Genomic DNA, 23,655 nt, shown 5'->3' with positions numbered 1-23,655 from the left:
CGCACCTGCAGCCTCGCCCGTTGGCTGCAGCAGCCGTTTCGAATTCAACGAGTTGATGAGAGTGGATATGAGCAAGCGAGCCTTTAACTTCTGCGCCGGCCCAGCCGCGCTTCCTGATGCTGTTCTGTTGCGCGCCCAGGCCGAAATGCTGGACTGGCACGGCAAGGGCTTGTCAGTGATGGAGATGAGTCATCGCAGCGAGGATTACACGGCCGTCGCCGAGAAGGCCGAGCAGGATCTGCGCGAGCTGCTGTCCATTCCCTCCAACTACAAGGTTCTGTTCCTGCAAGGTGGTGCCAGCCAGCAGTTTGCAGAAATCCCGCTCAACCTGCTGCCGGAAAACGGCACGGCCGACTACATCGAGACTGGCATCTGGTCGAAGAAGGCCATTGATGAAGCGCGTCGCTTTGGCAACGTCAATGTTGCCGCGAGCGCCAAACCCCTCGACTACCTGGCCATTCCTGGTCAGAACGACTGGAACCTCACCAGGAACGCTGCCTACGTTCATTACGCGTCCAACGAAACCATCGGTGGTCTGCAGTTTGACTGGGTGCCTGAAACCGGTGATGTCCCGCTCGTGGTCGACATGTCCTCCGACATTCTGTCGCGCCCGATCGACGTGTCGCAGTTCGGCCTGATCTACGCCGGCGCGCAGAAAAACATCGGTCCTAGCGGCCTGGTGGTGGTGATCGTTCGTGAGGACTTGCTCGGCCGCGCCCGCAGCAGCTGCCCGACGATGCTCGACTACAAGGTCTCGGCCGATAACGGCTCGATGTACAACACCCCGGCGACCTACTCCTGGTACCTCTCGGGCCTCGTGTTCGAGTGGCTCAAGGAGCAGGGTGGCGTCGAGGCCATGGAAACGCGTAACCGCGCGAAAAAAGAGCGCCTTTACGGCTTCATCGACAACAGCGACTTCTACACCAACCCGATCAGCCACAATGCCCGTTCGTGGATGAACGTGCCGTTCCGTCTGGCTGACGAGCGTCTGGACAAGGCGTTTCTGGCCGGCGCCGATGAGCGTGCGTTGCTCAACCTCAAAGGCCACCGTTCGGTGGGCGGCATGCGCGCCTCGATCTACAACGCATTGGGGCTGGACGCAGTCGAAGCGCTGGTGGCCTACATGGCCGAATTCGAGAAGGAACACGGCTAATGTCTGAACAGGAACTCAAAGCGCTGCGGGTTCGCATCGACAGTCTGGACGAAAAAGTCCTGGAGCTGATCAGCGAGCGGGCTCGCTGCGCCCAGGAAGTCGCGCGGGTCAAGATGGCCAATCTCGCCGAGGGCGAAGAGCCGGTATTCTATCGTCCCGAACGTGAGGCGGCGGTGCTCAAGCGCGTCATGGAGCGCAACCGTGGTCCGCTGAGCAACGAAGAGATGGCGCGTCTGTTTCGCGAAATCATGTCGTCGTGCCTGGCGCTGGAGCAGCCGCTCAAGGTCGCTTACCTCGGCCCTGAGGGCACTTTCACCCAGGCGGCGGCGCTGAAGCATTTCGGCCATGCCGTCATCAGCAAACCCATGGCCGCCATCGACGAAGTGTTCCGTGAAGTGGCTGCCGGTGCGGTGAACTTCGGCGTGGTTCCGGTGGAGAACTCCACCGAAGGTGCCGTCAACCACACGCTGGACAGCTTCCTCGAACACGACATGGTCATCTGTGGCGAAGTCGAACTGCGCATTCACCACCATTTGCTGGTGGGCGAGAACACCAAGACCGACAGCATCAGCCGTATCTACTCCCACGCCCAGTCGCTGGCCCAGTGCCGCAAGTGGCTGGACGCGCATTACCCCAATGTCGAACGCGTGGCGGTGTCAAGCAACGCCGAGGCCGCCAAGCGGGTCAAGGGTGAGTGGAACTCGGCTGCCATTGCCGGTGACATGGCGGCGGGTTTGTATGGCCTGTCGCGCATCGCCGAAAAAATTGAAGACCGTCCGGATAACTCGACGCGCTTCCTGATGATCGGCAATCAGGAAGTGCCGCCGACCGGAGACGACAAAACGTCGATCATCGTGTCGATGAGCAACAAACCGGGGGCCTTGCATGAACTGTTGGTGCCTTTCCATGAGAACGGAATCGACCTGACCCGTATCGAAACGCGACCTTCACGCAGCGGTAAGTGGACCTACGTGTTCTTTATCGATTTCGTCGGTCACCACCGTGACCCGCTGATCAAGGCGGTTCTGGAGCGGATCAGCCAGGAGGCTGTGGCACTGAAAGTGCTCGGTTCCTACCCGAAAGCGGTTCTCTGACAGAGGTACAGCGTTACATGAGCGGCGACTTCCTCGCGCTGGCGCAGGCCGGCGTGCAAAAACTATCGCCTTACGTTCCCGGCAAGCCGGTGGACGAACTGGCGCGCGAGTTGGGCATCGATCCGGCTCGCATCATCAAGCTGGCCAGCAACGAAAACCCCATGGGCGCGAGTCCAAAGGCGTTGTCGGCGATTGGTGATGCGCTGGCGGAGCTGACCCGTTACCCCGACGGTAACGGCTTCGACCTCAAGCAGCGCCTGTCTGAACGTTATGGCGTCAATGCAAATCAAGTGACGCTGGGCAATGGCTCCAATGACATCCTGGAGATCGTCGCCCGTGCCTACCTGGCGCCGGGGTTGAATGCGGTGTTCAGCGAGCACGCCTTCGCCATCTATCCGATTGTCACGCAGGCAGTGGGTGCTGATGCGCGCGTCGCCAAGGCAAAAGAGTGGGGGCACGACCTCCCGGCGATGCTGGCGGCCATCGACGGCAACACCCGTGTGGTGTTCATCGCCAACCCGAATAACCCTACCGGTACCTGGTTCGGGCCTGACGCTCTGGCTGATTTTCTCGCCGACGTGCCGAAAGACGTGTTGGTCGTGCTCGACGAGGCGTACATCGAGTACGCCGAAGGCGCGGAGCTGCCAGATGGCCTGAAATTCCTGGCCGCCTACCCGAATCTGCTGGTGTCCCGGACCTTCTCCAAAGCCTTTGGTCTGGCGTCCTTGCGCGTCGGTTATGCGCTGTCGTCGCCGGTCGTGGCGGATGTGCTCAATCGCGTGCGTCAGCCGTTCAACGTCAACAGCCTCGCGCTGGCGGCCGCTTGTGCGGCGCTGGAGGATACCGAGTACGTTTCCCAGAGCCGTCGTCTCAACGAAGCCGGCATGCAACAGATGGAAGACGGCCTGCGCAAACTGGGTTTGAGCTGGATTCCGTCCAGGGCCAACTTCATCGCTGTGGATCTGGGCCGTGAGGGCGCTTCGGTCTACGAAGGTCTGTTGCGTGAGGGTGTGATCGTGCGCCCGATCGCCGGTTACGGCATGCCGAATCACCTGCGCGTGAGCATCGGCCTGCCTTCCGAAAACAGCCGCTTTCTGGAAGCCCTGAGCAAGGTTCTGGCGCGTGGTTGATGTCATGGCTGATGTCACGGCAGTGCAACCGACGGCGCCTATCATCGGCCGCCTGGTGGTGGTCGGCCTCGGTTTGATCGGGGGGTCGTTCGCCAAGGGGCTGAAGGAAAGTGGCCTGTGTCGCGAAGTGGTCGGCGTCGATCTTGACCCGCAGTCGCGCACGCTGGCCGTCGAACTGGGTGTCGTCGATCGCTGTGAAGACAATCTTGCAACTGCCTGCGTCGGTGCGGATGTCATTCAATTGGCTGTGCCGATCCTGTCCATGGAAAAGCTGCTGGGCGTGCTTGCCCATATCGACCTTGGTGACGCTGTGCTGACGGACGTCGGCAGCGCCAAAGGCAACGTTGTCCGCGCGGCACGCGAGGCGTTTGGCGCGATGCCTGCGCGTTTCGTGCCGGGGCATCCGATCGCCGGTTCGGAACAGAGCGGGGTCGAGGCCTCCAATGCCCAGCTGTTCCGTCGTCATAAAGTGATTCTCACCCCGCTCCCCGAGACGGATCCTGCGGCGTTGGCCCTTGTGGATCGCCTGTGGTCGGCGCTGGGGGGCGACGTCGAACACATGGAAGTGGAGCGTCACGACGAGGTCCTGGCGGCCACCAGTCATCTGCCGCATTTGCTGGCGTTCGGGCTGGTGGATTCGCTGGCCAAGCGTAACGAAAACCTTGAGATTTTCCGTTACGCCGCAGGTGGTTTTCGTGATTTCACCCGAATTGCCGGCAGCGATCCGGTGATGTGGCATGACATCTTTCTCGCCAACCGTGATGCGGTGTTGCGCACGCTGGACACGTTCCGCAGTGATCTCGATGCGTTGCGCGATGCGGTGGACGCCGAAGACGGCCATCAATTGTTGGGCGTGTTCACCCGTGCGCGGGTGGCGCGTGAGCATTTCGGCAACATTCTTGCCCGTCGCGCTTACGTCGAAAAATCGGCGGCAGCGGATCTGTCATTCGTGGCGCAGCCGGGCGGCAGCGTTCGTGGGCAGATTCGTGTACCGGGTGACAAATCGATCTCGCATCGCTCGATCATGCTCGGCTCGTTGGCCGAGGGCGTCACCGAGGTAGAAGGCTTTCTGGAAGGCGAGGACGCGCTGGCGACCTTGCAGGCGTTTCGTGACATGGGCGTGGTCATTGAAGGTCCGCACCATGGGCGTCTGACGATTCACGGCGTGGGGCTTAATGGCCTCAAGCCTGCACCCGGTCCCCTCTATCTGGGCAATTCCGGTACGTCCATGCGTCTGTTGGCCGGTCTCTTGGCGGCGCAGCGGTTCGACAGCGTGTTGACCGGTGACGCCTCGTTGTCCAGGCGTCCGATGGCCCGGGTCGCCGAGCCATTGCGGCAGATGGGGGCCGTTATCGAGACGGCTGCCGAGGGGCGGCCTCCATTGACCATTCGCGGCGGTAAGGCGCTGACCGGCATCAGCTACGTCATGCCGATGGCCAGTGCACAGGTCAAATCCTGTCTGCTGCTGGCCGGGATGTACGCCGAGGGCACCACGACCGTCACTGAGCCGGCTCCGACGCGGGATCACACCGAGCGAATGCTGCGTGGCTTTGGGTATCCTGTGGCAGGCAACGGGGCGACAGCGTCGGTGTCCGCGGGTGGCCGGCTCACCGCCACACGCATTGAAGTCCCGGCAGATCTCTCTTCGGCCGCGTTTTTTCTGGTGGCCGCGTCGATTGCGCCAGGCTCCGACCTGTTGCTGGAGCACGTGGGTGTCAACCCGACCCGCACGGGTGTGATCGACATCCTGCGCTTGATGGGGGCTGACATTTCCGTGCAGAACCTGCGAGAAGTCGGGGGTGAGCCCGTGGCTGACCTGCGTGTTCGCGCTGCAAGACTCAAGGGCGTCGTCATTCCCGAGGCCCTGGTGCCGATGGCAATCGACGAGTTTCCGGTGTTGTTCATCGCCGCCGCGTGTGCCGAAGGTCGAACCGTGCTGCGGGGGGCTCAGGAATTGCGTGTCAAGGAGTCTGATCGTATACAGGCCATGGCCGACGGTCTGACAGTCCTCGGCATCAACGTTGAACCGACCGCAGACGGCCTCATTATTGAAGGCGGGCAGATCGGCGGCGGTGAAGTCGACGGGCAGGGCGATCATCGCATCGCCATGGCATTCAGTATCGCGTCGTTGCGTGCGGCAGCTCCGATCCGTATTCGGGACTGCGCCAACGTGGCGACTTCATTCCCCAATTTCCTGGCGCTTTGCCGCCAGGTGGGTATTCGTGTAGCGCAAGAGGGGCAATCGTGAAAGCTCAAGCTCCGGTCATTACGATCGATGGACCTAGCGGTTCCGGGAAAGGGACAGTGGCTGGCTTGTTGGCCAAACGTCTGGGTTGGTGCCTGCTGGATTCCGGCGCGCTCTATCGCCTGCTGGCGTTTGCTGCCCGCAACCACGGTGTCGACCTGACGAATGAAGAAGCGTTGAAGCTTCTGGCCGCGCATCTGGACGTTCAATTCGAGGCCGCCACCGACGACCACGGCCAACGCATCATTCTTGAGGGCGAAGACGTGACGCTGGCGATCCGTAACGAGCAGGTCGGCAGTGGTGCGTCGCAAGTGGCGTCCCTGCCGGCGGTGCGCGAAGCATTGCTGCAACGCCAGCGTGCATTTCAGGAGTTTCCGGGCCTCATCGCAGATGGCCGGGACATGGGAACCGTGGTGTTTCCGGCCGCGCCCTTGAAGATTTTCCTGACCGCCAGTGCCGAGGAGCGTGCGCGCCGTCGATATTTGCAGTTGAAGGCCAAGGGTGACGATGTTAGTCTGTCGAGTCTGCTAGATGAGATACGTGTTCGCGACGAGCGAGACACCCAGCGAGCGGTAGCCCCGCTCAAGCCGGCGCAAGACGCCATTCAGCTGGATTCCACCGAATTGTCCATCGAGCAGGTGCTTGAACGCATCCTGAGTGAAGTCGCACTTCGCGATCTCGCCGGATGACCAGGAAGCCATGTGGGAGACCAGTCATAGTCCCGCAGGCTTCCTTTCATATGAACGAAACCCACGTTGTCTGGAGCGTGGCAGATAGGCGGATTCTTCGCCTTTATCAACAGGAATTAAAATGAGCGAAAGCTTTGCAGAACTCTTTGAAGAAAGCCTAAAGACCCTCAATCTTCAGCCGGGTGCAATCATCACCGGTATCGTTGTCGACATCGACGGCGACTGGGTTACCGTACACGCTGGCCTGAAGTCCGAGGGCGTCATCCCGCTCGAGCAGTTCTACAACGACGCTGGCGAGCTGACCATCAAGGTCGGTGACGAAGTTCACGTTGCGCTGGACGCGGTCGAAGACGGCTTTGGCGAAACCAAACTGTCCCGCGAAAAAGCCAAGCGTGCTGAGTGCTGGATCGTTCTGGAAGCGGCTTTCGCAGCTGAAGAAGTGGTCAAGGGCGTTATCAACGGTAAGGTTAAAGGCGGCTTCACTGTCGACGTTAACGGCATCCGTGCGTTCCTGCCAGGTTCTCTGGTTGACGTCCGTCCAGTGCGCGACACCACGCACCTGGAAGGCAAAGAGCTGGAATTCAAGGTCATCAAGCTGGACCAGAAGCGCAACAACGTTGTCGTTTCCCGCCGCAGCGTGCTGGAAGCCGAGAACAGCGCCGAGCGCGAAGCTCTGCTGGAATCCCTGCAAGAAGGTCAGCAAGTCAAAGGTATCGTCAAGAACCTCACCGATTACGGCGCATTCGTCGATCTGGGTGGCGTCGATGGCCTGCTGCACATCACCGACATGGCCTGGAAGCGTATCAAGCATCCATCGGAAATCGTCAACGTTGGCGATGAGATCGATGTAAAAGTCCTGAAGTACGATCGCGAGCGCAATCGTGTTTCCCTGGGCCTGAAGCAACTGGGCGAAGACCCATGGGTTGCTATCAAGGCACGTTACCCGGAAGGCACTCGCGTAACCGCGCGCGTGACCAACCTGACCGACTACGGCTGCTTCGCAGAGCTGGAAGAAGGCGTGGAAGGCCTGGTACACGTTTCCGAAATGGACTGGACCAACAAGAACATCCACCCATCGAAAGTCGTTCAGGTTGGCGATGAAGTGGAAGTCATGGTTCTGGACATCGACGAAGAGCGTCGTCGTATCTCCCTGGGCATCAAGCAGTGCAAATCTAACCCATGGGAAGATTTCTCTGGCCAGTTCAACAAGGGCGACAAGATCTCCGGCACCATCAAGTCGATCACCGATTTCGGTATCTTCATTGGTCTGGACGGCGGCATCGACGGTCTGGTTCACCTGTCCGACATCTCCTGGAACGAAGTGGGCGAAGAAGCCGTACGTCGCTTCAAGAAGGGCGACGAGCTCGACACCGTGATCCTGTCTGTTGATCCAGAGCGTGAGCGCATCTCGCTGGGTATCAAGCAGCTGGAAAGCGATCCGTTCTCCGAGTACGTCGCTGTCAATGACAAAGGCGCTATCGTTCGCGGTACCGTTAAAGAAGTTGACGCCAAAGGCGCCATCATCACTCTGGCCGACGACATCGAAGCGACTCTGAAAGCGTCCGAAATCAGCCGTGACCGTGTTGAAGACGCGCGTAACGTTCTGAAAGAAGGCGAAGAGATCGAAGCCAAGATCATCAGCGTTGACCGCAAGAGCCGTGTGATCAGCTTGTCCATCAAGTCGAAAGACGTTGAGGACGAGAAAGAAGCCATTCAGAGCCTGCGTAGCAAGCCTGAAACCGCAGAAAACACGGGTCCGACCACTCTGGGCGACCTGCTGCGTGCTCAAATGGAAAAACAGAACTGAGTTCTGTCTGACCATTGAAAAAGGGCGACTTCGGTCGCCCTTTTTTGTGGGCGCAGTTTTTGTCAGCAGTGTCTTACGTCCAGCATGTTGACTGCGGGGCGCGTTTGTTCGTATGCCTTTCAAGGCACAGGTAGATCGACGGATACGGGCCAGGCGCGGGCAATCGCGCGTCTACCGTGGAAGACGATCATACGCTGCACACTCTCTCCAGGCCGCGATTCGCAAGGGCTACGCGATGTAATGGCTTCTTGCCTGAAATTCGTGTTCACATAACTCGAAACATGGGCTGTTCAAATCGTCGTGGTCATGCTAAAACCTTCAAAGCGCTTTACCTAGCTGCTTGAAAAAGAAGGGAAAAATATGACGAAGTCGGAGTTGATCGAACGAATTGTCACCCATCAAGGACTGCTCTCATCAAAAGATGTGGAGTTGGCCATCAAGACCATGCTTGAGCAGATGTCGCAATGTCTTGCCACCGGCGACCGTATTGAAATACGGGGCTTTGGCAGCTTTTCCTTGCACTATCGCGCGCCTCGCGTCGGCCGCAACCCAAAAACCGGGCAGTCCGTCAGCCTTGACGGGAAATTTGTCCCTCACTTCAAGCCCGGAAAAGAGTTGCGTGATCGGGTGAACGAAGAGGAGGAGCACGAGCTCCAATAGCCGTCAGAGGAGTACTCGATGCGCAATATCAAACGCCTGATTTTTTTTGTAGTCGTTCTGCTGATCGTGGCGACGACGGTCGTCTTCGTCCTGGAAAACCAGCAAAACGTAGCGCTGGTGTTCTTTGGCTGGTCGGCACCTGAGATGTCGGTTGCCGTGCCGGTGATCCTCGCATTGTTGGTGGGGATGGTGATCGGGCCGGTGCTGTTTTCAATTGCCCGGCTGCGCAAGCGAAACAAGCCGTCTCGCATGGCGTGAGGGCTGACGGCGTCCGCTGACCGCATCATCTCATCGTGAGCCTGTTCCTCAGGCCACGCAGCGCTAACACGACGCCACTCAGGTGGAACGCGTTTCTCTTTCGATTCGGTTCAACACCTGTTCCCAAGTGTTTCCGAAAAATCCCGCAAAACCTTATTGGCTGAACAAGGCGCCCAGTGCGACTAAGCTGCGCGGCTTTTAGTGCGCGGATCGAACGGGAGCTTCATGAATTATCCAGACATCATCCATCATGGTGCGGGCGAGGGTGTCACCGGCTCGTGTCATCAATTGCAGATGGATGCCGAGCACGGCCTGTTGATTGACTGCGGTTTGTTTCAGGGTCGTGAAGCTGATCTCAAGGAACGCTTTGGCGAATCTGCCTCGGTGATCAACTTCTCCCTGGCAACGATCAAGATGCTGATCGTGACGCATGTCCATGCGGACCATATCGGGCGTATTCCCCAATTGCTCGCTGCTGGCTTCAAAGGCCCGATTCTCTGCAGTGAACCCTCCGCAAAGCTGCTGCCATTAGTGCTGGAAGATGCGTTCAGGCTTGAGCATGGTCGTGACGAGCGTCAGATTGAGCGCTATCTCAGTCAGGTGATGGAGCGGGTGATTGCCGTTCCGTTCGACACCTGGTTCAACGTGGTGAATACGCCTGCACTCAATGGTCGAATCCGCTTGCAGCGCGCTGGCCACGTCCTTGGGTCGGCTTATGTCGAGATCGACGTCGAATACCCGTTGGAGCCGCGCAGCCAACGTGTGGTCTTTTCCGGAGATCTCGGCGCGTCCCATACACCGATCCTTCCCCGTCCGAAGTCCCCGGAACGCGCGGACGTGCTGGTGCTGGAGAGCACCTACGGTGATCGTCTGCATGAGGATCGGGCCACCCGACAAGAACGACTTGAGGCCGTCATCGACAGGGCGCTGGCTGATCACGGCACGGTGCTGATACCTGCGTTCAGCCTGGGGCGGACCCAGGAACTGCTGTATGAAATCGAAGACATCCTTCACCGCAGGTCGCTGTCGTGCTCAAAAGACGGAAACGACGCTGCGGATTGCTCGCTTCCCGTCAACTGGCCGCAGTTACCGATCATTCTTGATTCGCCTCTGGCCAGTCGGTTGACTCAGGTCTACCAGTCGTTCGATGACCTCTGGGACGACGACGCTCGCGCCCGGCAAGAGAGTGGGCGTAAGCCACTGCGCTTTGAACAGTTGATCACCCTCGATACGGCCGCCCAACACCATCAAGCCGTCAACTACCTCGCCAGTACTGGCCGACCCGCGATCGTCATTGCTGGCAACGGCATGTGCGCAGGCGGACGCATCGTCGATTATCTGAAAGCCATGCTGGGCGATCCGCGTCACAACGTGGTGTTCGTCGGCTACCAGGCGAAAGGCACGCCCGGCGCCGCCATTCAGCAGCATGGGCCCAAAGGGGGTTACGTCGAACTGGATCGCGAGCGATACGAGATCAAGGCGGGCATCGAGACGATGGGTGGCTATTCGGCGCACGCGGATCAACGGGGGCTGGTGGATTTCGTAACGGGCATTCCGGTGTGGCCGTCCGAGATCAAGCTGGTGCATGGTGAAGAGAGCGCCAAGCGGCGACTCAGATTGGTGCTGGAAGCAAAACAGCGAAGCTTGAAGTTGGCTTGATCAGTACGACCGTTGCGCTGCGATCCGATATCATGACGCGTTGGGCAGTAAAGTCATTGCAGCGTCCTAAAGATAATTATGTTTCCGTATATAACTAATCTTCTTTTTTACTGCCTAACCCTCGCCTCAAGCTGTTATGCGCGAGGGTAGCGTGCAGCCCGTGCGCCGGGCTGCTTCATACTGAACAGAGGAACCTTCGGGTTTTTTCGTCGCATAGGTTTTTACACATGAATCCCGACTATCCCGTTATTCAGACCCGTTGCTTCAAGGCCTACGATATTCGTGGTCAGGTCCCTAATGACCTGGACGCTGATATTGCCTACCGGATTGGGCGCTCCATGGTAGTGGAACTGGGTGCCAAAAATATCGTGGTCGGCAGAGACATGCGTCTCGAAAGCCCATCCCTGGCTCAGGCGCTGATGAACGGTATCCTTGAAGCGGGTGCCGATGTGATTGACATCGGGCTTTGTGGAACCGAAGAGGTCTACTTTGCAACCAGTCACTACGCTGCGGACGGCGGAGTGATGGTGACGGCCAGCCATAATCCGAAAGGTTACAACGGCATGAAGCTGGTCCAGCGCGAGTCTCGTCCCATCAGTGGCGACACCGGGCTGGACGCCATACGCCAACGGGTCGATGCCGGTGATTTCGGTGAAGTTGCGGCACAGCGTGGCAGCACTACGTCCGCTCCGGACAAATCCGCGTACATCAAACACCTTTTGGGGTATGTGGAAGGTGCGCAACTGCGTCCTCTGAAAATTCTGGCCGACCCTGGTAACGGTGCGGTAGGGCCTGCGCTCGAAGCGATCAAAGCACAGCTTCCATTTGAGTGGGTCATTATCAACGGAGAACCGGATGGCAATTTTCCAAATGGTGTGCCCAATCCGTTGCTTCCAGAGAATCGCAGCATCACGCGCGACGCCTTGCTCAAGCACGGTTGTGACCTAGGCCTGGCGTGGGACGGCGATTTTGACCGTTGCTTCTTCTTCGATGAGCGCGGCCGCTTCGTCGAAGGTTATTACCTGGTTGGGCTGCTGGCTGAGATGTTGCTCAAGCAGCATCCAGGTTCAAAGATTATTCACGACCCACGCCTGACCTGGAACACGATTGACCAGGTTCAGCTAGCAGGGGGAACACCGGTGTTGTGCAAGACCGGTCATGCGTTCATCAAGGAACGCATGCGCAAAGAAGATGCGGTCTATGGCGGCGAGATGAGCGCACACCACTATTTCCGTGACTTCGCTTATTGCGACAGCGGGATGATTCCGTGGCTGCTGGTGACGGCGTTGATGTCGGTGTCCGGAAAGTCCTTTTCTCAACTGGTCGATGAGCGCATGGCGGCATACCCATGCAGCGGCGAAATCAACTACAAGGTCGATGACGTCAAGACAGTACTGAACAAAGTGCTGGAGCACTATTCTCCTTTGTGCTCGAACATTGATAAAACGGATGGCATCAGTCTGGAGTTTGCCGAGTGGCGGTTCAATCTGCGGGGCTCGAATACGGAGCCGCTGCTTCGGTTGAACGTGGAAAGTCGCGGCGATGCGCAACTGGTAGAGGCCAAGGTCAAGGAAATTGAGGCGCTGTTGAAGGCTTCTTGATCGAGTCACCTGTCGCCCGTGGTCGAGACCATGGGCGACAGGTGCCCATTTTGATTTTCCCTTGGGCAGCGTTGTTTTCAGGCCCGCCCGTGGTATCTTTCGCGCGCTTTTTTGCCCTCCGCCGACGCTCTGGGCAAACCCCATCGGACGTGCGGCGCGCACTCAAATTCCATTGGTTACTCATGTAATCCTGATACCTCGGATCAGGACATTGACGTAAAGCCAGCCTTCTACAGCAGGACAAAAATGAATCGTTGGTGGTTCGCGGTCGTCGTTATCGCAGTCTCTTATGTGCTCACCTATTGCTTGCGGCGGTATGCGTTGCATAAAAGTTTGCTTGATATCCCCAATGACCGAAGCTCTCACACGGTCCCGACGCCGCGTGGTGGGGGCGTTGCGATCGTCGTAAGTTACCTGGCTGCCCTGGCGTATGGGTACGGCGCAGCGTTGGTTGACCAGTCGTCTTTCATGGCGCTGGCCGGCGCGGGTGTGTTCATCGCGGCACTGGGTTTTCTGGACGATCACGGACATATTGCGGCCCGCTGGCGACTGCTGGGGCATTTTACCGCTGCGGCGTGGGCGCTTTTCTGGCTGGGTGGACTTCCTGCAATTCAGGTATTTGGCACTGAATTGGATTTGGGTATCGCGGGTGACGTGCTGGCGGCTGTCTATCTTGTCTGGTTGCTGAACCTCTACAACTTCATGGATGGCATTGATGGCATTGCCAGCGTAGAAGCGATTACAGCGTGTCTGGGGGCGGCGATCCTCTACGCGTTGAGCGGTTTTCCGGCATTAATCGGACTGCCTGTTTTGTTTGCCTGTGCCGTGGCAGGCTTCCTTTTCTGGAATTTTCCCCCGGCCAAAATCTTCATGGGCGATGCGGGCAGCGGCTTCCTGGGCATCATTTTGGGCATTTTGTCGCTGCAGGCCGCCTGGATTTCCTCGCAGTTAATGTGGGCATGGCTTATCCTCCTCGGGGTTTTCATCGTAGACGCTACAGTTACCCTCATTCGTCGGCTCGTTCGAGGCGACAAGATCTATGAGGCTCACAGAAGCCACGCCTATCAGTTCGCTTCGCGGCGGTTTGGTCGGCATCTCCCTGTGACGTCCGCAGTCGGTGTAATCAATCTGTGCTGGCTATTGCCCTTGGCGTTGTGTGTAACACGCTTCGGGCTGGACGGCGCTTTGGGCCTGATTATTGCGTATGTCCCACTTGTCATCCTGGCCATCAGGTTCAAGGCTGGCACGCTGGAACACAATTGAAGGGATCCGGTGTCTCCTTCATTCGGTCAGATTGTCCGAGGGTGGCAGGAATCAACCGTCGGCGTCTGGGTCGATAGAAGGAATTTGAACTCTTGTTTGAGGGAAGCATGGACAGAGTACGCGTTTTGCTGCTGGGACTGCCCCGTCGTAGGAAGCGCATCATTCAGGTGGCGACCGACGTTTGCCTGGTCTGGTTTGCACTGTGGATGGCCTTTGTGGTTCGCCTGGGGGTTGATGACCTTATCAACCCGCTTGAAACCCACACCTGGTTATTTGTCAGTGCCCCCGTCGTCGCTATCCCGCTGTTCATCCGGATAGGCATGTACCGCGCCGTCATGCGCTATTTCGGCAATGACGCACTGGTTGCCATTATCAAGGCGGTCAGTCTTTCTGCATTGATCCTCGGCGTTGTCGTGTACCTGTACAGCAATCACCAGCACGTTGTGCCTCGCTCGGTGATGTTCAACTACTGGTGGCTGAGCCTGGTCATGATTGGCGGTCTGCGTCTCGCGATGCGCCAGTATTTTATGGGTGACTGGTTCGCTGCGGCGCAGCACATGCCGTTCAAGAACCGGGATGACGGCCTGCCAAAGGTGGCCGTTTACGGGGCGGGGGCAGCGGGCAATCAACTGGTGGCGGCGCTGAGAATGGGCCGTTCAATGCGCCCGGTGGCTTTCATCGATGACGATGACTCGATTTCCAATCGTGTGATCTCCGGACTGCAGGTCTACAAACCCAAGCACATCCAGCAAATGATCGACGTGACGGGCGCGCAGGAAATTCTGTTGGCGATTCCGTCGTCCGCGAGGACGCGTCGCCGGGAAATTCTGGGATTTCTGGAAAGCTTTCCCCTGCATGTCCGCAGCGTCCCGAACTTTTCGGACCTGGCCGCTGGCCGCGTCAAAGTAGACGATCTGCAGGAAGTGGACATCGCCGACCTGCTGGGACGCGACTCCGTCCCTGCGCAGGAAGAATTGCTGGAGCACTGCATCAAGAACCAATGCGTGCTGGTGACGGGGGCGGGCGGCTCGATCGGTTCAGAGTTGTGTCGACAGATCGTCATGCTCAAGCCTACGACCCTGTTATTGCTGGACCACAGCGAATTCAACCTCTACACCATTCTTTCCGAGTTGGAACGCCGTATCGAGAGAGAGTCGTTGAAGGTGAAGGTCTTACCGATCCTTGGCTCCGTGCGCAATCATTCCAAGCTGCTGGACGTCATGAAGACCTGGCATGTCGACACGGTCTATCATGCGGCCGCGTACAAGCATGTGCCGATGGTCGAGCACAACATCGCAGAGGGCGTCATCAATAACGTTGTCGGCACGCTGAACGCAGCGCAGGCAGCGCTACAGGCGGGCGTCGCCAACTTTGTGCTGATCTCCACTGACAAGGCTGTACGGCCCACCAACATCATGGGCAGCACGAAGCGCCTGGCCGAGCTGATCCTTCAAGCGTTGAGCCGGGAAGCGGCACCGGTGATGTTCGGTGATCGTGCGAACGTGCATCAAGTCAACAAGACGCGGTTCATCATGGTGCGCTTTGGCAACGTGCTGGGTTCGTCCGGGTCTGTGATTCCGTTGTTCCACCAGCAGATCAAGTCCGGTGGGCCATTGACGGTCACGCATCCCAAGATCACTCGTTATTTCATGACCATTCCAGAAGCGGCGCAATTGGTCATTCAGGCCGGTTCAATGGGGCAGGGCGGCGATGTGTTCGTGCTCGACATGGGCGAGCCCGTCAGGATTATCGAACTGGCCGAGAAAATGGTGCATCTGTCGGGCCTGAGTATCCGCTCCGAAAAGAACCCTCATGGCGACATCTCCATCGAGTTCACCGGTCTGCGGCCCGGCGAGAAGCTCTACGAAGAGTTGCTGATTGGCGATAACGTGGCGGTCACCAGCCATCCCATGATCATGAGCGCCCAGGAAGATTACCTGTCGTGGGATGCGTTCAAACAGAGCCTTTCGCAGTTGCTCAAGGCGCTGGATGAGGACGATTACGCCAAGGTCCGCCAGATATTGGGAGACACCGTGGCCGGATATGCTCCCGAGGGCGATATCGTTGACTGGATTCACCAGCAACGTCGTAGCGAGCCGTGAGGTTTTTAGCCTCCGAAATCTTTGCTAACGCACCTCTACCGCTCGTTCATAGGTCGTGATGCCCCGGTTTCAAAGGGGCTCAGGGCACCACATATCTCGTCACCTTTGCGTGTATTGACGCTTCCCGAGCATCGTCTAGGTTTGGGTGGCAGCTCAGGAAAAGCTGCTCCCCACTCACGATGTCATGGAGCATTACTCATGCGTAGAACCTATCTTTCCTCTCTGCTCTTTGCCCTGCTCACCAGTACTTCGATTGCCGTAACAGCCGCCCCCGCTGCTCCAGCGAACGCTGCGCAGCCCGTCGTTGCCTCGGCGGCCGTCGAGCAGGGCGCAAAGGTCAACATCAATACGGCCGGTGCAGAAACCTTGCAGAAGGAATTGTCCGGCATTGGCGCAGGCAAAGCGGCGGCGATCGTTGCGTATCGGGACGAGAACGGGGCATTCACCTCAGTGGATGAATTGATCGAGGTCAAGGGCATCGGCAAGGCTTTGCTGGATAAGAACCGTGAGAAGCTCGCCATTGATTGACGGATCCATGGCAAAAAAGACCGATCGGTGATCGGTCTTTTTTTTTGCCTCAGCGTTAACCTTAAAAAAGGGTCACCCTCTGACAGCGAAACGCTACCCCTCAGACGCCATGTCCTCATTCATATGGATTCCCAAGTCGTGACGTCCGGGCGCGAGATGGGGTTTCAGTGTCAATGCTGGAATTTCATAGTCCCCGGCATTCTGGCGACGAAATGGCAACGGCTTATCAACGAACAGGTTATCCAGCCGAGCCGCATAGGCCTTGCATAGCTGGTCGAACCGAGCAGCGTCCATTTTGCTGGTTTTATAGATCGGGAAGGGCGGCAAGACGGTGAACCCAGGATAGAACAGCACGCCATGCTGGATAGGGAACAGCAGATCATCCAGTGCACCGTTTACCCCTCGACCGCTGTAGTGGGACTCCCACCCGCCCATGCTGACCACCAACATCGCCCGCTTACCTGCCATGCTGCCTTCACCGTAGCGATCGCCCCAGTGGCTTTCGCTGTGTTCGCCGACACCGTAGGCAAATCCGTAGGCGTAGACGCGCTCCACCCAGCCCTTGAGGATCGCAGGCATCGAGAACCACCACAGTGGGAATTGAAAGATCACGGCGTCCGCCCATAACAGCTTGGCCTGCTCCTCCTCGATGTCTGCCGGTTGAGTGCCAGCGGCGAATACACGCTTCGACTCCATGGCTGGGTTGAACGGTTTTTCCTCGTCGTAGCCTGGGGCGTCGTCTGCATCGATGAGCGCTTTCCATCGCATAGCGTACAGGTCGGAGACCTTGACCTCGTGACCTGCGCTTTTCAGGTGATCGATTGCGAAATCCCTGAGCGAGCCATTGAGCGAACGGGGTTCTGGGTGGGCGTAGATCAGTAGTAGTTTCATGAAGGGCTCCGAGTGGATGTATTCCTCACGGTAGCGACGAACCCGGTATGATAGAAATGAATTTCCGAAACATATGGTATTTACATGCACAATACCTTACGTCGTCTGGATCTTAATTTGTTGGTCACGCTGGATGCGCTGCTGTCTGAGCAAAACGTTACACGGGCGGCGCGATTGCTCAACCTCGCTCAACCCACCGTCAGCCTGCAGCTGGGTCGGCTGAGAGAGATTCTGGACGATCCATTGTTGCTGCCCGGGCCCCGCGGGATGTCGCCGACCGAGCGTGCCCGTGAATTGCGCGGGCCACTGCGTGAAGCGCTGGTCGCTTTGGAAGGCGCACTGAGTCCTGATGTTACGTTTGAGCCCGCACTGTCCAATCAGACGTGGAGAGTGGCTGCCAGCGATTACGCAACGACTGCTTTGGTCTGGCCCTCGCTGACGCTGCTGAGGCGTCTGGCCCCACATACTCGCCTGGCGCTGTTGAACAAACATCCCGATAGCCTTGCCAATGATCTGGAAACCGGCAAGCTCGATCTGGCGCTGCACACGCGCGATGACGCTCCGCCCAAACTACGCCAGCGGTCTTTGGTTCACGAACGCTATGTACTGGCAGGACGGCGCGGTCATCCCGCTTTGGCGACCCGGCTATCGCTCAAAGCGTTCTGCGGTCTTGAACATGCCGTCATGTCACCGAATGGCGCTGGGTTCGTTGGGAGTACTGACCAGGCATTGGCGGCCAAGGGTCTGGAACGAAGCGTCGTGTTATCCGTGTCGAATTTCAACTCACTCGTCTCGGCACTGGCGCACAGCGACCTGGTGGCGGTGGTGCCGGAAAGACTGGTTCGAGATGAGCCGGGGCTTTGCGTCCAGGCACCTCCACTCGCCATCCCCGGTTTTGAAATGCTCATGTTATGGCCCGAACGACTGCACCGAGATCCCGGCCATATGTGGCTTCGCAACCTCATCGCCTCGACCTTGAATGCAACGCCGTACCCGGATTGAGGGCGTCCAGTTGGAGTCGATGCCAGGGATCGCGTATTACGTCAGCCCGGTGTGGAGCATTTGGATGAGTGGTCACCACGGGACGGTTTTCCCTTCCCGGTCGATATACCGCAGGCCTTGCTGACCTTGCTGTGAAAGTAGTGTACTGACGATCTTCGGGACTGTTTCCTCCAGGCTGAATGGGGCGCCTGGCCCTCCGAGTGCTGTACGGATCCAGCCTGGCGCCATTAACACCAAGGTGCGAGTGTCTTCAGCGTGTCGCGCAGCATAACTGCGCATATACATGTTCAGCGCAGCCTTGCTCCCACGATAAACCTCGTGGCCGCCTTTCTCGTTATTGCTCACGCTACCTTGTCCTGACGACATGATGCCGATCAGCCCGCTGGCGGTTACCAAAGATTGCAGGCTTTCGATCACACGCATTGGGCTCAGTGCATTCGTGATCATGACGCGAACGAAATCGTCGGTTGTCACTTCTGCAATCGTTTCGTTTTGGTTGCTGTTGGCAGTGCCCGCATTGACGAAGAGCATATCGAAGCGTCGTTCGGCCAGGCGGCCCCTTAGTGCTTCGATTTCATCGGGCCGGGTGATGTCCAGTGACTCAATCTCGACCCGCCCTTTGTATTGGAGGGCTAAATCATGTAACGGCGTTTTGGCGGTGCCGCGGATCGTCCCTATGACGTTCCATCCCCTCTCCAGGAACTCCGCAGCCATGGCATAGCCGATACCGCGTGAGGCGCCGATGAGGAGAAGTGTGCGGGACGGGGTAATCGATTTATTCGTGCACATCGTTCATGTCTCCCGTTCGTTGTAACCACCTTGACTCTAGGGGGCAGATACAAAAAGCGGAAGACGCAAGAAAATCACAATATAGTTGCATCAAACGCCCCATCCGACAGACCTTTCGAAACCGGACGTTCATGAGTGACCTTGATCTGAATCTTCTGTTGGCCCTCGATATGTTGCTTGCAGAATGCAGCGTAACCCGTGCCGCTCAACGGTTGGGTCTCAGCAGTTCGGCCATGAGTCGCACGCTTACACGTTTGCGCGCGGTCACTGGCGACCCTCTGCTGGTGCGCGCCGGACGAGGACTGGTTCCAACGCCACGCGCCATGGAAATGCGTGACCAGGTTCACGGGTTGACACGCGACGCCAAGGCTATCCTGCGACCCCAGGTCAGCGACGTTGATATGGCATCGGTCAAGGGTACATTCACCGTCAGGGCCAGTCCGTCATTCATGGAGTGGCTGTCTGGGCCTGTGGTCATGGCGGTCACCCAACTGGCACCCCACCTGTGCCTGAGGTTCGAAGCTCGCCCGCAGAAAGATGCGCAACCACTTCGAGAGGGCACGGTGGAGCTGGATATTGGTTTGCCTGGAACGTCAGCCCCGGAGATTCGCACCCGTTTTCTTTTTCGTGACACTTATGTCGGCGTCGTCAGAGCGGGACATCCGATCCTGGCGAGTCAAAAGGTCACGGTGCAGAGCTTTGCCGCATTCAGTCATGTTCTGGCTTTGCAAGAAGGAGACGGAATCGAATTGCTCACGCGTGAGCTTGAGTCCAGTGGGCTTGAGCGAAGAATTACAGTGATAGTCCCAGGTTATCCGGACGCAATGCGGATTGCCTGTCGATCGGAGTTAATCGCTGTCGTGCCTCGCTCCTGTCTGGGTAGCGAGCGTTTAGGGGGCTCCACTTCGGAGCTGATCAGCTTCGATCTGCCCGCGCCTCTCCCACGCTTCCACATATCGGCAATGTGGCATCCCCGGATGGACAGTGATCCGGTGCATCGCTGCCTGAGAAATTGCATCATTTCGGTGTGCCAGGAGGCCTTTCCTTTTGAGGAGCGCTAAGTGTAGATACAGGCGTTCACCCGGAAGATGACTTGCCTGGACGGTTAACAAGGGAAGGGGGCAGGCGGCCAGGGTCCAACGGTGCCGACCACGTCACGATGAGATGGACGTGGTTCGGGCTGCCGCGGAGATGATCAAGCGAGGCGGCGAATCTGCTGACGCGTCGAAGGGATATCAACCACCTTTGACTTCACCATCGCGGTATTGCCCCCACGCCTGGTGCAGTTGCGCCATGGACGCTGGATCATAGTCGCAGGTTGGAAGTGCCTCCTCGTCCCAGTGACCATATCGGTCCTCGCCTCGTACCAATGTCGCGCGTCGACGGCCAATGGTGGATGACACGTGAGTCGGAATGTAGAAAAACGCGAAGCCGATTCTACGATCATCTGTCCTGTTGGACCGCGAGCTGTGGGCGGTCCTTTCGTGGTGAATCGAGAACTCTCCAGCCGAGACAGGCATTTCCAGGCCACGGCTGTCGTCCACCCCGATGAGCGATTGTCCTTTGGCGAGCATGTTTTCCCTGGCGAAGGTTTCCTCGTGCTGATAGGAGGGCTCAAGGTGGGAGCCTGGCAAAATTCGCAGGCAGCCGTTCTCCGATGTTGCATCAGTGAAGCCTACCCAGACCGTCACCTCCTCATGCGGCGAAAGACCGAAGTACGTCGAGTCCTGGTGCCAGGATACATAGCGGGGATCGTTGGCATTTTTCGCAAATACCGATGCGCCGAACAGCAGGATATCCGGCCCGATCAGATCTTCAACGGCATCCAGGATGCGAGGATGGCGAGCCAGCTCAACGAATGCCGGGGAGGCAAGGTGGGCTTTGATCTTAAGCGAAAGATTTGCATCCGCCCCTACATGAGCTTCATAGGCTTCGATGCGTGCCCGGTATTCGGCAGCTTTCTCGGTGCTCATGGCGCGAAACGGAAAAGCATAGCCTTGCTCTTTGAAGTGTTCGACTTGTGCGGTGGTCAGATGTTTGGTCATAGGTGGCTCAATTGTCAGATGGGACGTTGGGTACCGAGCGACAGTGCATGTGATATGCCAGAACCCATCAACGCAAAAAGCTGAAAATTAAACCCAATTAAAACAATAGGTTATCACCCTATAAAAACACTTATAAAGAATGTGGTATGCCACGTAGAAGTGGGCGTTTCCTGGTTTCCTGATTTCAGGCAGGTCAAAGGATCACTCAAATATTTTGTTTTAAATCATGGTGTTAAATGTCAGATGGGAGAGGACTTATATGAAGTTGCTTCCAACGTGCTCCGTTGAGAAGCAATACGATCCATGGTTGGTTGCGTCCAATTGAGAGGCATACCACGTATTTTTTGGATTTTTTTGGTGCGCTTTATTGCCGCAAGGATGATCCCTGCTGATGCGGGTTCAGACATACAGCTCGGATCTTGAGGGAGTGGAGTCGTCCAGAGCGGTTTATTAAATATGTGGCATGCCACTTGCTTTGCTCTCGTTGGCGCTGCTTGCGCACCAAGCCCAGGTCTTTGATGGCCGAAATCCCAACGGACTCAGTAAGGAATCTCCATGACCGCTCTACTGCATAACTCCCGGACTTCAGTGCGAGTAAGAACGTCGCTGGTGGCGTTGGCTGTGGCAATGACGGCTGCTCTGTCGAATATGGCGATGAGTCATGCGGCGACGCTTGATGAGGTCAAAAGCCGTGGTTACCTTTCCGTGGCGACTGAGGACGACTATCGCCCTTTCGAATTTATGGAAGAGGGCAAGGCAACGGGTTATGACAACGAACTGCTTGCCTTGGTAGAGAAGAAAACCGGGATCAAGATCCGCCAGCAGATTTTGCCGTGGGCCGGGATTTTACCTGGGGTCACGACTGGCAAGTACGACATGGCGCTCTCTGCGGTACTGGTTACGACGGCGCGCAAAGCGACGTTTGATTTCACCTCTCCAACCGCGCAGAGCACCACTTATTTTGCAACCAAAAAGGGCAGTGCGATCGTCAAGGCAGAAGACCTTGCGGGTAAAACGGTCGGTGCGGAAACGGGCAGCGCAATGCTCACGGATTTGAAAGAGTTCGATGCAAAACTCAAAGCCAAGGGCAAAGGCTTGAAAGAAATCGTGGAATACCACGGTTACCCTGAGGCTTATCAAGATCTGGCAAATGGCCGTCTGGATGCCGTTGCGAACACGGATCTGTCGCTTGTGTCCCTGGTCAAGGAACGAGGAGACATGTTTGTGGTGGGGCAGCCGATCGGAGAGCCGACCTATCTGGCCTGGGCGGTGGCCAAAGGCAATACAGGGGTGCTCAATCTTGTCGATGCAGCGCTGCTGGATCTGCGCAAGAACGGTGAGATGTACCGGCTGCAGAAGAAATGGCTGGGTGAAAGCCATGAAAACATGCCAGTGAACGTGAACTGAGCCTCGCGATGACGGCATACGACTACTGGAGCATCCTGGTAGGTGCTCTATCGACGATAGGCGTGTCACTGGCCAGCATCGTTGTCGGTGTACCTGTCGGCCTTGGCCTGGCGCTGGTGCGCTGGGGCAAGGTGCCGTTCGCCCGGCAGGTTGTGTTTCTCTACGTCAGCATCATGCGTTCATGCCCGGCGGTCACGCTGATTCTGTTGATTTTCTTTGCCTTGCCTCAGTTCGGAATATCCCTGGCTCCCGCTGCGGCAGGGATTCTGGCCCTGACACTGTCCACAGCCGCTTTCAACTGTGAGGTCTGGCGCGGGGCGCTGATTGCATTCCCGAAACAGGAATACGACGCTGCTTTGGCGTTTGGGATGCGCCGAGGGCTGCGCCTGAGACACATCGTGTTGCCCCAGGTTTGGCGTTCCAGCCTGCCGGGCCTGGTGAATGAAATGACCATGCTTTTGAAGTCAAGTCCGGCAGTGGCTGTCATCGGCATGGTGGAGATCACGCGTGCCGCGCAGAGGGTCGGCGCTCGCACGTATGACCCGCTGCCCCCCTTCATTTTCGCGCTGCTGATATACGGGGTGATTGTCTACCTGATGATTCGTCTGCAGCGTCGTCTGGAGCGCGGTGGGCACGGCCGTGGAGCGGTTGCATGATCAATGACTTCATGACGATAGGGGGGCAATGGCCTGATATCTGGAGCGGTTTCCTCAACACGTTGATGCTCGTGGGTATTGCTGGCGTTGCATCGTTGATGTTCGGAGTAATGCTCACCCCGATGCTGATGAGTACCCGAGCAGGGGTTGCTCGCGCCGCCAACACCTTTTGTGACGCGATGCGCTGCGTACCTTTCTTGCTGTTCGTCTACGTCATTTACTTTGCTTTGCCGTCCATGGGAATTCGCCTGTCAAACTGGAGCAGTGGTGTTTTGGCGCTGGTGCTCTACAACTCTGCCTACATGGCCGTGCTGCTGAAAGGCGCCTGGCAGGACTTGCCGGTGGAATCCATTGAGTCCGCTCGCGCATTCGGGTTTCACGGCTTCAATCTGGTCAGAAGAATAATCCTGCCCCCCGTGCTGATGCGGGCCATTCCCAGCCTGGGCAACCAGTTGATTCAAATCGTCAAGGACAGCGCGTTCCTGTCGATCATCGCGGTTACAGAGCTGACCAGCGTGATGAATGCCATCCAGTCCACCTATTTCATTCCTTTCGCTGCGTTTCTCTCAGCAGTACTGCTGTATTGGGTGCTGTGCCTTTGCATCGAGATCATGACCAGCATTTTGACCCGCTACGCCGAGGAACGTCGAACGTGAATGCACTTCAGAACTCCCCC

21 protein-coding genes are annotated in these 23,655 nt (G+C 57.6%); 18 read left to right on the top strand and 3 right to left on the bottom strand.

Going from position 1 to position 23,655, the window contains the following annotated elements:
* Window positions 1-67: 67 nt before the first annotated feature.
* The 13 genes from serC to BMY73_RS13935 all read left to right on the top strand — a co-directional run bounded on the left by serC (window position 68) and on the right by BMY73_RS13935 (window position 16,189).
* Window positions 68-1,153, top strand: a complete 1,086-nt coding sequence (serC, locus tag BMY73_RS13995; protein ID WP_062380143.1) for a 3-phosphoserine/phosphohydroxythreonine transaminase — start codon at window positions 68-70, stop codon at window positions 1,151-1,153.
* Window positions 1,153-2,247 (top strand): prephenate dehydratase, encoded by a 1,095-nt coding sequence (gene pheA / locus BMY73_RS13990; protein WP_062380145.1) that lies wholly within the window; start codon window positions 1,153-1,155, stop codon window positions 2,245-2,247. The genes serC and pheA overlap by 1 nt, the downstream gene beginning before the upstream one ends.
* Before the next feature lie 17 nt (window positions 2,248-2,264).
* Window positions 2,265-3,377 (top strand): histidinol-phosphate transaminase, encoded by a 1,113-nt coding sequence (gene hisC / locus BMY73_RS13985; protein ID WP_092407786.1) that lies wholly within the window; start codon window positions 2,265-2,267, stop codon window positions 3,375-3,377.
* A 40-nt stretch (window positions 3,378-3,417) separates the two neighbouring features.
* Window positions 3,418-5,625 (top strand): bifunctional prephenate dehydrogenase/3-phosphoshikimate 1-carboxyvinyltransferase, encoded by a 2,208-nt coding sequence (locus tag BMY73_RS13980; RefSeq protein WP_256571182.1) that lies wholly within the window; start codon window positions 3,418-3,420, stop codon window positions 5,623-5,625.
* The gene (gene cmk / locus BMY73_RS13975; RefSeq protein WP_062380149.1) at window positions 5,622-6,311 is read left to right on the top strand and encodes a (d)CMP kinase; all 690 of its coding nucleotides are present in this window, start codon (window positions 5,622-5,624) and stop codon (window positions 6,309-6,311) included. The genes BMY73_RS13980 and cmk overlap by 4 nt, the downstream gene beginning before the upstream one ends.
* Window positions 6,312-6,432: 121 nt before the next feature.
* Window positions 6,433-8,118: a 30S ribosomal protein S1 gene (rpsA, locus tag BMY73_RS13970; protein ID WP_062380151.1), complete on the top strand. Its 1,686-nt coding sequence runs from the start codon at window positions 6,433-6,435 to the stop codon at window positions 8,116-8,118.
* Window positions 8,119-8,478: 360 nt separating this feature from the next.
* Window positions 8,479-8,778: an integration host factor subunit beta gene (gene ihfB / locus BMY73_RS13965; RefSeq protein ID WP_037011901.1), complete on the top strand. Its 300-nt coding sequence runs from the start codon at window positions 8,479-8,481 to the stop codon at window positions 8,776-8,778.
* Between the two features lie 18 nt (window positions 8,779-8,796).
* On the top strand, window positions 8,797-9,036 hold the full coding sequence (locus BMY73_RS13960; protein ID WP_062380152.1) for a lipopolysaccharide assembly protein LapA domain-containing protein: 240 nt from the start codon (window positions 8,797-8,799) through the stop codon (window positions 9,034-9,036).
* Window positions 9,037-9,261: 225 nt separating this feature from the next.
* Complete coding sequence (locus BMY73_RS13955) at window positions 9,262-10,695, top strand: MBL fold metallo-hydrolase (protein WP_092407783.1); 1,434 nt, start codon at window positions 9,262-9,264, stop codon at window positions 10,693-10,695.
* A gap of 227 nt (window positions 10,696-10,922) precedes the next feature.
* Window positions 10,923-12,296, top strand: coding sequence for a phosphohexomutase domain-containing protein (locus BMY73_RS13950; protein ID WP_092407781.1), 1,374 nt, complete (start codon window positions 10,923-10,925; stop codon window positions 12,294-12,296).
* Window positions 12,297-12,542: 246 nt separating this feature from the next.
* On the top strand, window positions 12,543-13,559 hold the full coding sequence (locus BMY73_RS13945; protein WP_092407779.1) for an MraY family glycosyltransferase: 1,017 nt from the start codon (window positions 12,543-12,545) through the stop codon (window positions 13,557-13,559).
* Between the two features lie 107 nt (window positions 13,560-13,666).
* Window positions 13,667-15,661: a polysaccharide biosynthesis protein gene (locus BMY73_RS13940; protein WP_092407777.1), complete on the top strand. Its 1,995-nt coding sequence runs from the start codon at window positions 13,667-13,669 to the stop codon at window positions 15,659-15,661.
* A 198-nt stretch (window positions 15,662-15,859) separates the two neighbouring features.
* Window positions 15,860-16,189: a ComEA family DNA-binding protein gene (locus BMY73_RS13935; protein ID WP_062380161.1), complete on the top strand. Its 330-nt coding sequence runs from the start codon at window positions 15,860-15,862 to the stop codon at window positions 16,187-16,189.
* Between the two features lie 93 nt (window positions 16,190-16,282).
* Here BMY73_RS13935 and BMY73_RS13930 read toward each other — a convergent pair whose 3' ends face one another.
* Window positions 16,283-17,080 carry an NAD(P)H-dependent oxidoreductase gene (locus BMY73_RS13930; protein ID WP_062380163.1) on the bottom strand — a complete coding sequence of 266 codons (798 nt, stop codon included), beginning with the start codon at window positions 17,078-17,080 and terminating at the stop codon, window positions 16,283-16,285.
* Window positions 17,081-17,164: 84 nt separating this feature from the next.
* On the opposite strand from BMY73_RS13930, the gene BMY73_RS13925 reads away from it, so the two are divergent.
* Window positions 17,165-18,082 carry a LysR family transcriptional regulator gene (locus BMY73_RS13925; RefSeq protein ID WP_092407775.1) on the top strand — a complete coding sequence of 306 codons (918 nt, stop codon included), beginning with the start codon at window positions 17,165-17,167 and terminating at the stop codon, window positions 18,080-18,082.
* Between the two features lie 72 nt (window positions 18,083-18,154).
* Here the strand turns inward: BMY73_RS13925 and BMY73_RS13920 are convergent, their stop codons facing one another.
* Window positions 18,155-18,871 (bottom strand): SDR family oxidoreductase, encoded by a 717-nt coding sequence (locus BMY73_RS13920; protein WP_092407773.1) that lies wholly within the window; start codon window positions 18,869-18,871, stop codon window positions 18,155-18,157.
* 131 nt (window positions 18,872-19,002) lie between these two features.
* Here BMY73_RS13920 and BMY73_RS13915 point away from each other — a divergent pair, with 131 nt between their 5' ends.
* Entirely contained in the window at window positions 19,003-19,932 is a 930-nt protein-coding gene (locus BMY73_RS13915) for a LysR family transcriptional regulator (protein ID WP_092407771.1), read from the top strand.
* Between the two features lie 174 nt (window positions 19,933-20,106).
* On the opposite strand, the gene BMY73_RS13910 is transcribed toward BMY73_RS13915, so the two are convergent.
* Entirely contained in the window at window positions 20,107-20,916 is an 810-nt protein-coding gene (locus BMY73_RS13910; protein ID WP_092407769.1) for a phytanoyl-CoA dioxygenase family protein, read from the bottom strand.
* Window positions 20,917-21,471: 555 nt separating this feature from the next.
* Here BMY73_RS13910 and BMY73_RS13905 point away from each other — a divergent pair.
* The 3 genes from BMY73_RS13905 to BMY73_RS13895 are packed head-to-tail and all read left to right on the top strand — an operon-like array spanning window position 21,472 to window position 23,635.
* The gene (locus BMY73_RS13905; RefSeq protein ID WP_062380172.1) at window positions 21,472-22,323 is read left to right on the top strand and encodes a transporter substrate-binding domain-containing protein; all 852 of its coding nucleotides are present in this window, start codon (window positions 21,472-21,474) and stop codon (window positions 22,321-22,323) included.
* Window positions 22,324-22,331: 8 nt separating this feature from the next.
* Complete coding sequence (locus tag BMY73_RS13900) at window positions 22,332-22,979, top strand: amino acid ABC transporter permease (protein ID WP_092407767.1); 648 nt, start codon at window positions 22,332-22,334, stop codon at window positions 22,977-22,979.
* Window positions 22,976-23,635: an amino acid ABC transporter permease gene (locus BMY73_RS13895; RefSeq protein ID WP_092407765.1), complete on the top strand. Its 660-nt coding sequence runs from the start codon at window positions 22,976-22,978 to the stop codon at window positions 23,633-23,635. Before BMY73_RS13900 ends, BMY73_RS13895 begins: the two co-directional genes overlap by 4 nt.
* Window positions 23,636-23,655: the final 20 nt, after the last annotated feature.

It is taken from the genome of Pseudomonas sp. NFACC02, from assembly GCF_900110765.1.
In the GTDB taxonomy this organism is placed as follows: Bacteria; Pseudomonadota; Gammaproteobacteria; order Pseudomonadales; family Pseudomonadaceae; genus Aquipseudomonas.
The sequence above is the reverse complement of the archived record's forward strand: the minus strand, read 5'-3'. Positions and strand labels throughout refer to the sequence as shown.